Here is a 10,850-nt window from a genome sequence, read left to right as displayed (position 1 = left end):
TCGGTGACCGTCGAGGTGACCACCACGACCGGCGTGACCCCCGTGCCGGCCTCCACGACCGCCCTGGCCTCGGCGCCGGACTGTGACGCGGAGGCCTTCCGGGGTGACTTCACCGAGCCGGTCGTCATGTACTGCGACGGTGAGTGGGCACGTGCGGGCCAGGCCTTCACGGACCATCTCATCGTCTACCGCGCCGAGGACGGCCGCTGGGTGCACTATGAGCCCCACGGCCGTTCCGCGGTGACGGAGTACCCGTGCTTCGACGAGGCCGCCCTCCTCGCGGACGGGGTGCCCGCCGAGCTCCGGGGGACTCTGTCGGTCTGTCAGGACTGACCGGAGTGGGACTCCCGTCCCTCGACGCTGGTGACGGTGGTGAGGAGGAACACGGAGTCCTCGAGTGCGCTGACCGAGTGGCGCTGGTGGGTCAGGGTGACCAGCTGGCCGGCGCCGATCGTCGTCTCCTCTTTTCCGGCGACCTTCACTTCGCCGCTGAACAGGAAAATCGAGGCGGCGGGCGGGGAGTTGTGCTCCTGGAGCATGGTGCCCTGTTTGAGGGCGATGACGGTCTGCCGCAGCGGACCGTCGTTGACCAGTAGTTTCGCGGCGCGACCGTTCTCGGCGGCGCAGGCCTTGTCGAGCAGCTGACGGGCCTTCTCGTCGACGATGGACATGGTGGGGTCCTCCTGTGGTGGTTGGTGGGCCCGAGCCTACCCCCCGGATGCGTGATCCGGGTCACTTTCAGGTTGGCCGCAGACGGGGGAGTGGTCGCCCTCCGTGCGGGTGAGGGCCCAGACGACGAGACCGATCGGCACCGGGTCGGTGACCAGCGAACCGTGGCTGGCGGGGTGGAGGCACGTGGACTCCACCTCGACGTTGACCACGTCGGCCCCGGAGGTGCCGGGGTCGATCATGGAGGTCTCGTTGGGCGTCGCGACGGTGTCCGACGCGGTGTAGAGGGCGGTGTACGTGACGTCGGGGGCGGCGTCGGGGAAGCTGTTGAGCCAGTCCACGAACTCGGAGTGCAGCAGCTGCTGCACGGCGGCCTCACCGGCGAGGAAGGTCGAGGAGCCGGGCACGGCGTTGACGACGGATCCGACCCAGTCCCACCCGTTGACGTCCGTGCCGTGCAACGTCGCCCCGAGGGTGACCACCCGTCGCACCTTCCCGGCGCCGTCGAGACCCATGACATAGCCCTTGGTCAGGGTGCCGCCCTGCGAGTGGCCGACGAGGTCCACCTGCGATGCACCGGTGCGTCGCAGGACACCGTCGACGAAGCTCCCCAGCTCGTGCACGCTGAGGAAGGGGTCGGCGTAGCCGTAGCGGCCCGCCGAGGCGCTGAGCATGCTGAACTGGTCGGCGCCGTAGTTGAGGGCCCAGGTGCAGGCCCCCTCGGCGACAAGCTTCTCGGCCAGGGTGACCATGTGCCCGGACCCGCCCGCCGTACCGTGGATGAGGATGACGGGGACGGGGAACTCGGGCGTCGGTACGCAGGTGGGGTCGTTGAAGGGGCCGGTGACCGGCAGGTCGGAGGACAGCTGCACCGTCGATCCGAGGGTCTGCGCCAGCACGGAGTCCCGGGACATGCGCACGACGGGCCCCGAGGACAGCTGCACACCGGTGCCGGTGGAGTGGCCGATGCTCGAGCCCCGCTCCCGGGAGGAGACGTCGTGTTCGGCGGACAGCCCGGGGACACGGGGCAGGCTCGATGCCTGGGCCGCCGGGAGCGACGGGGTCGCCGCCAGTGCGGTGGCCAGCAGGAACGCAGCAGTCCTTCTCATGCTGCAATTCTAGGGGACGTCGCTAAGACACGGAGGCGACCTTGTCCGGATCCCCGAGCCGTTCCCCCAGTCCCACGAGCACCGCGAACACCACGCCCAGCGCCAACGCCAGCCCGATCCACACCCGGTGCCAACGGGGGCCGGCGACCCGCGCCACCACAGCCCCGAGGAACGCGCCGAGGGTGTTCATCAGCAGGTCGTCGATGTCCGAGTAGCCCAGCGCGAACACGTACTGCGCCGTCTCGATGGTCAGGGAAGCGGCGAACCCCACGAGGGTGGTGAGGAGGAGGGGACGGCGGGCGCCGATGAGCAGCATGGACACCAGGACCCCGAAGGGGACGAAGAAGGCGATGTTGCCCAGGTAGCCGAAGGCCGGCAGGAACCAGCCGGTCGCGCCGAGGAGATCCTCGAGGGGGACCGGGCGCAGTTCACGGTGCCGGTGGACGGCCGGGTCCCACAGGTAGCCGATCCGGTAGAACGCCTTGAGCATGGTCAGGGAGAGCATGACCGCGGTGTACACGGCGAGGGCGAGCCAGGTGAGTCTGCGCATGACCCCCACGATAACTAGCGTGGTGGCATGGCCCACTCCCTGCTTGTCACACGCACCGACTCCGGCATCGACGCCGCACTCACCGACGAGGTGGTCCTCGGCCCCGGTGAGGTGCTTATCGACGTCTCCCACTCCTCCCTCAACTACAAGGACGGCATGGCACTGCGCGGCGACCGCGGCGTGATGCGGGTGGACCCGCTGGTGCCGGGCATCGACGCGGTGGGCACGGTCGTGTCCTCGGAGGATCCCCGCTTCGCTCCGGGTGACCTGGTCACCACCAACGGCGGGGGACTGGGGGAGTTCCGCCACGGCGGCTACTCCACGCAGCAGCGTGTCCCGGCGGAGGCGACGGTGCACGTCCCGGCGGCTTTCCATGCGTGGCAGGCGGCGGCGGTGGGCACCGCCGGGTTCACCGCCGCGCTCTCGGTCGTGGCACTGCGTGAACAGGGTGTCAGTGGGGGAGAGGTGCTGGTCACGGGCGCGACGGGCGGGGTCGGTTCCCTCGCGGTGCACCTGCTGGCCACCCTCGGTTACCACGTCGTGGCCGCCACCGGACGCGCCGACGAACACGGTGCCTGGCTGCGCGACCTGGGGGCGGGGGAGTTGCTCGACCGGGCGGAGCTGGCGGAACCCGGGCGTCCCCTGCAGAAGGCCCGCTGGGCCGGTGTGGTGGACTGCGTCGGCTCCCACACGCTGGTCAACGCGTGCGCGCAGACGCAGTGGGGTGGCACGGTCACCGCGTGCGGGCTGGCGCAGGGGGCCGACCTGCCTGCCACCGTCCTGCCGTTCATCCTCCGCGGGGTGAAGCTGGTGGGCATCAACTCCGTGGACGCGCCCCGGGAGTTCCGGGAGCGTGCGTGGGGGCTGCTCGCCGACACCCTGGACGTGGACGTCCTCGCCGGCCTGAGTTCGACGGTGCCCCTCGCGGACGTCGTCACGGCGGGGGAGGAGCTCATGAGCGGCCGACGCCGCGGACGGACCGTGGTGGAGATCAGCCCGGAATCGCCGACGCGGCGCACGGCCTGAGCCGTACGCCGCGTGTGCGGGGGTCTGCTCTTGAGTGGTGACTGTCAGGCGTTGACCAGGACCTTCTGCTCCTGGGCGAACTTGCTGGCGGAGGACAGCTGGTTGCGGAACAGGGTGAACGCGAGCCACAGGGTGGCGACCGCGATGGCGGCCGGGAAGAGCAGTGCGACGTAGTAGGCGCCGGAGAACTTCTCGATCAGGCCGTTCTGGATCAGGCCGGTGTTGATGTAGAACATCGACAGGACGGACAGGCCGACACCCGGGCAGACCAGGGTGAAGGCGACCGGGGAGGTCTCCTCACGGGAGAGGACGAACTTCTTGAAGAAGCCGTTGGAACGCATGACGACGAAGCCGAGGCCCAGGAAGGCGACCTGCGCGAGGATCATGAAGGTGAGGAAGAGCAGGATGCCGACGGAGGACTGTGCGTGCTCCTGCGGGCCGGCCGGGCCGGCGTCCATGAGGGTCTGCATGCCGTGGCGGTCACGCAGGACGGTGATGGAGTACAGGGTCAGGATCGGGACGGCGAGCCACAGGGTGGCGGAGTTCGGCAGGGCCAGGCCGTACTGCATGATGCTCATGACGCCGGCGACGAGGAAGACACCGAAGAGCAGGACCGAGATGAAGCCGAAGAGCATGGAGCCGGCGACGCCGATCATGACGATGAGCGGGTTGGTGCCCATCGCTGCCGGGGCGCCGAAGCCGACGGCGACCATGGCCATGGAGAACGCGGCGATCAGCTGGTTGAGGCCACCGTTGGCCTCGAAGGAGAAGCCGCCGCCGATGATGCGACGCAGGTAGTTGGTCATGATGACCAGGGCCAGGACGCCGACGGAGCCGTAGGCGAGCAGGGCCAGCGGCATGAGCGCCTGGACGATGCCCCACAGGCCCGGGACCAGTGCGAGGGCGGCGACGAAGGCACCGTTGATGGTCATGCCCAGGGTCAGCGGGATGGCCATGAGGGTGACCTCGGCGTTGGTGGACTTGAGGGTCTGGTACGCGTCGGTCTGCTTGAACTGGTTGAACTCGCGGAAGTTCCAGATCAGCAGGCCGATGTGGACGGCGAGCATGGCGATCATGCCGATGTAGCCGACGATGATGGCCGAGCGCATGAACGAGTCACCGTTGGCGTAGGCGCCGGTGATGGACTCGAAGGTCGGCATCGGGGTCTCCGGGTGCGGAGTGATGTGCATGAAGGCCATGAAGAAGAAAACGGCCATGCCGCCGAAACCGAGGGCGGCGAGGAAATAGAGGGGCGAGTACTTCTCGCCGAGATTCCTGATCACGGTGGGATTCCTTTTGCTTTGAACTTTAATGGATACCCCGGGGGGTATGGCGGTTTCAAACATTAACAGAGCTTCCCGACGTCCGCAAGCACATACCCCCAGGGGTTTCACAGACTTTCCCGAGGCTTATCCGGTACGGAAGGCCGGGCCGGCCACCCGTCGGCCGCGGAAGAGTGCGCAGCTGCGCACTGTCCGGAGCCCCTGACCTGCGGGAACAGCTTCGCCGGGCCCATGTCGGGAGCGTCTGTTATGGTGGCCGTGATCGAACACCAATTCGACCACCGGGGGAATTCTTGCTCGCCACGATCACCGAGCCGTCCGCACTCACCGACCACCAGCTGACCACGTCCATCACCCACGCCCACCGCAACCTCACCCGTAACAAGGCCGCCTTCATCATCCATCTCGCCGAGTTCGACCACCGTGGCCTGGGTGGTTCCTCCGGCACCGCCTCCTGGGCGGCACGCACCCAGGATCTGTCCCGGCGCACCGTGTTCGAGTACCTCCAGGTGGGGCGCGCGCTGCGCGACTCCCCCTGCTCACCGCCCGCTTCTCCGACGGTTTCCTCTCCTACTCCAAGGTGCGCTTCCTCCTGCCGTACCTGACGGCGGAGAACGAGGCGGAGCTGGTCGCCCTCGCCCTCGCGCACCCGTTGGCCGAGCTGGAGACCCTGCTCGCCGGCCGCCCGCGGGCCGACGGAGGGACCCGGAAGGCGAAGAACCGGCTCTCGGTCACCGTCGACAAGGAGAACGGCGGACTGAGGTTCTGGGGGACCCTCGACCCCGAACGTGGGGCAGAGTTCCTCGCCGCCCTCAAGAGCGCCGAACTGGCGATGGGGGAGTCAGAGAGGGAGTCCGACACCCCGGATTCCTCTTCCACACGATTCGGTGCACCCGTCAGCACCAGCCTCGTCGGGGCCTTCTTCAGCCTCTGCCACCTGGCCCGGACCCATCCCGAGGCGAAGACCACGGCCCCGGGCGCACAGGTGAACATCATCATCGACTCCGATGACCGCGCCCGGATCCCGGGGAATCCCGGCGCCACCACCCCGGATCTGCTGCGCAGCATCATCAACGGCTTCCTCTCCCTGCAGATCCGCGATGCCCGCGGCCGCATCCTCCACCTGGGGCGCAGCTCCCGCCTGATCAACCGTGCCCAGGAGAAGGCCCTGCTCACCCGTTGGCACTTCCGCTGCGCCACCCCGGGGTGCACGTGCAGCCGCTGGCTCGAGTTCCACCACATCCGCGCCTGGGCGTCCGGGGGCAGGACCGACCTCGAGAACCTCATCCCCCTGTGCTCCAGACATCACGCGATGGTCTCCGACGGGGAACTGGTCATCGTGCCGGACGAGGTCGATCCGTCCCTGCTGAGGTTCCGCTTCCCCGGCGGGGAGTCCTACACCTCCGTGGACAACCGGCCGGCGACGTCGGATGTGGCGATGGGGCAGCACGCCGACCGCTACTCACACGGTCCGGTGCCGAAGGGCGATGAGGAGCTTCTCGACGTCTGGGAGCACCAGGACACCTTCGGCGACATCACCCCAGGTCAGACGCACTGATGAGTGCGCAGCTGCGCACTATCCCCCCGACAGGAAAGGAGCCACCACCGACCGCGACACCCGACAGTCGAGCACCCAGACACCGGGCCCACCCTCCGAGAGCCACTCATCGGCCGCCGCCAGGTCCGCCAACGTGCGCACCACCGTGCCGCGTGCACCGAAGGCGCCGAACACGGCTGCGAAGTCGACCTCGGGGATGAGCATCGGCTCCTCCGGCACACCCTGGTGGGAGTACTGGTGGACCTCGGCACCGTAGGCGGCGTCGTTGACCACGACGATGACGCAGCGGCCCCCGGTGTCACGGACACGACGGATGACGGACTCCGCGTCCGCGAGCGCCATGAGCCCGCCGCCGTCGCCGGTGACCAGGACGGTCAGACGCTCGCCGGCGGCCTCGATGACGCCGACGGCCGCGCCGAGGCCGAGGCCGATCGTCTCGAAGCCGGTGCCGACCAGCACCAGGTGGTCCGGTGCGGGCACGTCGAGGTACATGCACGGCCAGGCGATGAAGTGGCCACCGTCGGTGACGACCACGCGTTCCCGCGGCAGCAGCTCGTTCAGTCGCGCGAACAGCGTGCGCGGGTCGAGCCGCCCGTCGGATGCGAGCTCGTCGCCCGCGGCATGGGTCGTGCGTACCGGCTCACGCTTCCCGGCGACACCCTCCACCACCAGCTCCGGCAGCATCTCCTCGACGGTGCCGCGGAGGGGCGTGTCGATGCGCGGGGTGGTGGGGGAGTGGGGGTCGATCTGGATGACGTGTGCGTCGGGGCCGAAGGATCCGCCCTCGGTGAAGCGGTTGAGGGAGGCGCCGAGGACAAGGACGACGTCGGCCTCGCGCATCGCGACGCGGGCCTCGGGAGTGGCGAAACCTCCGCAGATCCCGAGGTCCCGGACGCCGGAGGCGCCATGGAAGAAGCCCTTGGCGGGGGCGGTGGTGGCGACGTCGGCACCCCACGACTCCGCCAGGGAGATCACCTGCTCACGCGCCCCGACCGCCCCGCGTCCGGCGACGATCAACAACTGTTGAGCGCTGTTGACCAGCGCAGACACCTCACCTGGTGTTCCAGGCTCGGACAGCGCAGGCGACTCCCACGGTAAGAGGAGCACCACCGGGACGGACTCCTCCAGCGCGACCTGCACGGCCACGGAGGGGTCCGTCTCCACCCGGGCCCCGCACGCCCGGGCCAGGGCCGCATGGTCCACGGTCGACGTGGAACCTGCGACGATGAGGAGCGGGGAGCGGGAGAGGGCGGCGTCGATGAGCGGGGTGAGGGCGTTGGTGAAACCCGGGCCGTAGGTGGTCGTCGCGACCGCCAGGCGTCGCGTCGTGCGGTGGAACGCGTCGGCGGCGGCGACAGCGGCGGCCTCATGGCGCACCGGGATGACGGAGACACCCTGCTCCGCGAGTTCGCGGATGAACAGGGCGTTGCCGTTGCCCATCAGGCCGAAGACGGTGTCGGTGGCGGCTGCCACCACCTTCGCGGCCTCCCGGTGCACGGGGCTACTTCACCACCAGGTTGACCATGCGGCCCGGAACCACGATCTGCTTGATGAGGTTCTTGCCGGCGACCGCATCCGCGATGCGCGGCTCCTCGAGGACACGGGCGACCACGGCGTCCTGATCGGCGTCGGCCGGGACCATGACGCGGGCGCGGACCTTGCCGTTGATCTGGACGGGCAGCTCGATCTCGTCGTCGACGAGCCACTTCTCGTCGAACTCCGGGAAGGACTCGAAGGCGACGGTACCGGTGTGGCCGAGACGCTTCCACAGTTCCTCCGCGATGTGCGGGGCAACCGGGGCGACCATGATGACCAGCGGCTCGACGGCGGCGGTGGGCACGGCGTCGGGGTAGGTCTTGGTCAGGTAGTTGACGTACTCGATGAGCTTGGCCACGACGGTGTTCACGCGCAGGTTGTCGTAGTCGTCGCGCACACCCTCGATGGTGCGGTGGAGCTGCTTGTTGTCGTCGTCGGTGAGCGGGAGGTCCGCGGTGAGGGCCTCACCGGTCTCCTCGCTGACCACCAGACGCCACAGTCGCTGGAGGAAGCGCTGCGCGCCGACGACGTCCTTGGTCGCCCACGGGCGGGAGGTGTCGAGCGGGCCCATGGACATCTCGTAGACACGGAGGGTGTCGGCGCCGTAGCTGTCGCAGATCTCGTCCGGGGCGACGGCGTTCTTCAGGGACTTGCCCATCTTGCCGTACTCCTGGTTGACCTCCTCGCCCTGGTAGAAGAACTTGCCGTCCTTCTCCTCGACCTCCTCCGCCGGCACGTAGACGCCGCGGGCGTCGGTGTAGGCGTAGGCCTGGATGTAGCCCTGGTTGTACAGGCGGCGGTAGGGCTCGACGGAGGTGACGTGGCCGAGGTCGTAGAGGACCTTGTGCCAGAAGCGGGAGTAGAGGAGGTGCAGCACGGCGTGCTCGACGCCGCCGACGTAGAGGTCGACGCCGCCGCAGTCGCCGTCGAACTGCGGGCCGGTCCAGTAGCGCTCGTTCTCGATGTCGACGAGCGCGTCATCGTTGTTCGGGTCGATGTAGCGCAGCTGGTACCAGGAGGAACCGGCCCACTGCGGCATGACGTTGGTGTCGCGGGTGTAGGTCTGCAGGCCGTCACCCAGGTCGAGCTCGACCTCGACCCACTCCTTCGCCTTGGCCAGCGGGGGCTGCGGTGCGGAGTCGGCGTCCTCGGGGTCGAAGGAGACCGGCTTGTAGTCCTCGACCTCGGGCAGCTCGATCGGCAGCATCGACTCGGGGAGGGCGTGGGCCCGGCCCTGTGCGTCGTAGACGATGGGGAAGGGCTCGCCCCAGTAACGCTGGCGGGCGAACAGCCAGTCGCGCAGCTTGTACTGGATCTTCTCGACGCCGCGCTTCTCCGCCACGAGCCACGCGATGGTGCGCTCGATGGCGTCGGCCTTGTTCAGGCCGTTGATGTCGAGGCCTTCCTGGTTGGCGGAGTTCACGAGGGTGCCGTCCCCGGTCCAGGCGGCCTCGGCGATGTCACCGCCGGCGACGACCTCGAGGATCGGCAGGCCGAAGACGGTGGCGAACTCGTAGTCGCGGTCGTCGTGGGCCGGGACGGCCATGATGGCGCCGGTGCCGTAGCCGGTGAGGACGTAGTCGGCGATGAAGACCGGGATCTGCTCGCCGTTGACCGGGTTGGTGGCGTAGGTGCCGAGGAAGACACCGGTCTTGTCCTTGTTCTCCTGGCGCTCGACGTCGGACTTGGCGGCGATGGCCCGGCGGTACTCCTGAACTGCCTCAACAGGCGTTGAGGCACCGTAGGTCCAGCGCTCGTCGGTGCCCTCGGGGAAGGTGTCGGCCACGAGGACGTCGACAAGCTCATGCTCCGGGGCGAGCACCATGTAGCTCGCGCCGAACAGGGTGTCCGGACGGGTGGTGAACACGCGGATCGTGTGACCGGAGGCGTCGAAGTCGACCTCCGCACCACGGGAACGGCCGATCCAGTTGCGCTGCATGGACTTGACCTTCTCCGGCCAGTCGAGAAGCTCGAGGTCGTCGATGAGACGGTCGGAGTACGCGGTGATGCGCATCATCCACTGCGAGAGGTTCTTACGGAAGACCGGGAAGTTGCCGCGCTCGGAACGACCCTCCGCGGTCACCTCCTCGTTCGCCAGGACGGTGCCCAGGCCGGGGCACCAGTTGACCATGGAGTTCGAGCGGTACACCAGGCGGAACTCATCGATGGCCTGCTGCTTCTCAGCATCGTCCAGCCCGTTGTAGTCCCGACCGTCCTTCGTCTGCAGCTCACCGGACTCGAGCAGGGGCAGCAGCTCCGCGATCGGGCGCGCCTTCTGCCGGGACTCATCGAACCAGGAGTTGTAGATCTGCAGGAAGATCCACTGGGTCCAGCGGTAGTACTCCGGGTCGGTCGTGGCGACGGAACGACGGCGGTCATGGCCGAGGCCGAGGGCGTCGAGCTGACGGCGCATGTTCTCGATGTTCGCCATCGTCGTGGTGCGGGGGTGCGTGCCGGTCTGGATGGCGTACTGCTCGGCGGGCAGGCCGAAGGCGTCATAGCCCAGGGTGTGCAGGACGTTCTTGCCCATCATGCGGTGGAAGCGGGCGTAGACGTCCGTGGCGATGTAACCCAGCGGGTGACCGACGTGCAGGCCGGCACCGGAGGGGTAGGGGAACATGTCCTGGACGAAGAGCTTGTCCTTCGGCAGCTCCTGCCCGTCCGCGGGGGCGAGGTCGCCGACCGGGTTCGGGGCGTTGAAGGTGCCGTTGTCCACCCAGTACTGCTGCCAGCTGCGCTCGATGTCATTGGCCAGCGAAGGGGTGTAACGGAACGCAGGGGTGGATTCACTCGGGTTCGTCATGGTTAAGCAGTGTAGTAGGCGCGCCCAGAAACACACGGTTGAGGCTAGTTCGGGCGCTCGAACACCACGAGCAGGCCGTCGACGCCACCCGGCCCGACACGGCCCTTGACGTCCACGGACGTCATCGACTTGTAGAGCCAGCCCTCCCTGGCGTGCTCGTTGAGGATCTTCTCCAGCTTCTTCCCGGACAGCTTCCCACCGATGAGTCCCTCACGGATCTCCACGACCTTGTACTCCATGCTCACCAGCCTAGACTGGCGGCATGAGCCCGTTCGTGCTGTCGACCAACCTCGCCGTACCCCGCCCGGATCCGGGC

At 68.4% G+C, this 10,850-nt stretch carries 10 protein-coding genes and 1 pseudogene; 4 read left to right on the top strand and 7 right to left on the bottom strand.

Going from position 1 to position 10,850, the window contains the following annotated elements:
* A pseudogene (locus GXZ33_RS00825) lies at positions 1–333 on the top strand (hypothetical protein); the annotation flags it as partial.
* Here the strand turns inward: GXZ33_RS00825 and GXZ33_RS00820 are convergent.
* The 3 genes from GXZ33_RS00820 to GXZ33_RS00810 are packed head-to-tail and all read right to left on the bottom strand — an operon-like array spanning position 324 to position 2,328.
* Positions 324–671 (bottom strand): cupin, encoded by a 348-nt coding sequence (locus GXZ33_RS00820; protein ID WP_291338971.1) that lies wholly within the window; start codon positions 669–671, stop codon positions 324–326. The pseudogene GXZ33_RS00825 and the gene GXZ33_RS00820 sit on opposite strands and share 10 nt — an antisense overlap.
* Before the next feature lie 36 nt (positions 672–707).
* Positions 708–1,778 (bottom strand): alpha/beta fold hydrolase, encoded by a 1,071-nt coding sequence (locus tag GXZ33_RS00815; RefSeq protein ID WP_291338970.1) that lies wholly within the window; start codon positions 1,776–1,778, stop codon positions 708–710.
* Positions 1,779–1,800: 22 nt separating this feature from the next.
* Positions 1,801–2,328: a VanZ family protein gene (locus GXZ33_RS00810; RefSeq protein WP_291338969.1), complete on the bottom strand. Its 528-nt coding sequence runs from the start codon at positions 2,326–2,328 to the stop codon at positions 1,801–1,803.
* Positions 2,329–2,355: 27 nt separating this feature from the next.
* Here GXZ33_RS00810 and GXZ33_RS00805 point away from each other — a divergent pair, with 27 nt between their 5' ends.
* A complete protein-coding gene (locus GXZ33_RS00805; protein WP_291338968.1) occupies positions 2,356–3,354 on the top strand; it encodes an MDR family oxidoreductase in 999 nt (332 codons plus the stop codon).
* A gap of 44 nt (positions 3,355–3,398) precedes the next feature.
* On the opposite strand, the gene GXZ33_RS00800 is transcribed toward GXZ33_RS00805, so the two are convergent.
* Positions 3,399–4,637, bottom strand: coding sequence for a hypothetical protein (locus tag GXZ33_RS00800; RefSeq protein ID WP_291338967.1), 1,239 nt, complete (start codon positions 4,635–4,637; stop codon positions 3,399–3,401).
* A gap of 293 nt (positions 4,638–4,930) precedes the next feature.
* On the opposite strand from GXZ33_RS00800, the gene GXZ33_RS00795 reads away from it, so the two are divergent.
* Both GXZ33_RS00795 and GXZ33_RS00790 read left to right on the top strand, forming a co-directional pair.
* On the top strand, positions 4,931–5,242 hold the full coding sequence (locus GXZ33_RS00795) for a hypothetical protein (RefSeq protein ID WP_291338966.1): 312 nt from the start codon (positions 4,931–4,933) through the stop codon (positions 5,240–5,242).
* The gene (locus tag GXZ33_RS00790; RefSeq protein ID WP_291338965.1) at positions 5,218–6,195 is read left to right on the top strand and encodes an HNH endonuclease signature motif containing protein; all 978 of its coding nucleotides are present in this window, start codon (positions 5,218–5,220) and stop codon (positions 6,193–6,195) included. Before GXZ33_RS00795 ends, GXZ33_RS00790 begins: the two co-directional genes overlap by 25 nt.
* 18 nt (positions 6,196–6,213) lie before the next feature.
* Here GXZ33_RS00790 and GXZ33_RS00785 read toward each other — a convergent pair whose 3' ends face one another.
* The 3 genes from GXZ33_RS00785 to GXZ33_RS00775 are packed head-to-tail and all read right to left on the bottom strand — an operon-like array spanning position 6,214 to position 10,773.
* Positions 6,214–7,692 (bottom strand): thiamine pyrophosphate-binding protein, encoded by a 1,479-nt coding sequence (locus GXZ33_RS00785; protein WP_291338964.1) that lies wholly within the window; start codon positions 7,690–7,692, stop codon positions 6,214–6,216.
* Between the two features lie 4 nt (positions 7,693–7,696).
* Entirely contained in the window at positions 7,697–10,534 is a 2,838-nt protein-coding gene (leuS, locus tag GXZ33_RS00780; RefSeq protein ID WP_291338963.1) for a leucine--tRNA ligase, read from the bottom strand.
* 44 nt (positions 10,535–10,578) lie between these two features.
* Entirely contained in the window at positions 10,579–10,773 is a 195-nt protein-coding gene (locus tag GXZ33_RS00775; RefSeq protein WP_291338962.1) for a DUF4177 domain-containing protein, read from the bottom strand.
* Positions 10,774–10,850 lie beyond the last annotated feature (77 nt).

It is taken from the genome of Corynebacterium sp. (genome assembly GCF_012838985.1).
GTDB lineage: Bacteria > Actinomycetota > Actinomycetes > Mycobacteriales > Mycobacteriaceae > Corynebacterium.
The sequence above is the reverse complement of the archived record's forward strand: the minus strand, read 5'-3'. Positions and strand labels throughout refer to the sequence as shown.

Coding starts and splice junctions, on each gene's coding strand:
- GXZ33_RS00805 (WP_291338968.1), top strand. CDS start 2,356: ATGGCCCACTCCCTGCTTGTCACACGCACCGACTCCGGCATCGACGCC.
- leuS (WP_291338963.1), bottom strand. CDS start 10,534: ATGACGAACCCGAGTGAATCCACCCCTGCGTTCCGTTACACCCCTTCG.
- GXZ33_RS00810 (WP_291338969.1), bottom strand. CDS start 2,328: ATGCGCAGACTCACCTGGCTCGCCCTCGCCGTGTACACCGCGGTCATG.
- GXZ33_RS00820 (WP_291338971.1), bottom strand. CDS start 671: ATGTCCATCGTCGACGAGAAGGCCCGTCAGCTGCTCGACAAGGCCTGC.
- GXZ33_RS00815 (WP_291338970.1), bottom strand. CDS start 1,778: ATGAGAAGGACTGCTGCGTTCCTGCTGGCCACCGCACTGGCGGCGACC.
- GXZ33_RS00775 (WP_291338962.1), bottom strand. CDS start 10,773: ATGGAGTACAAGGTCGTGGAGATCCGTGAGGGACTCATCGGTGGGAAG.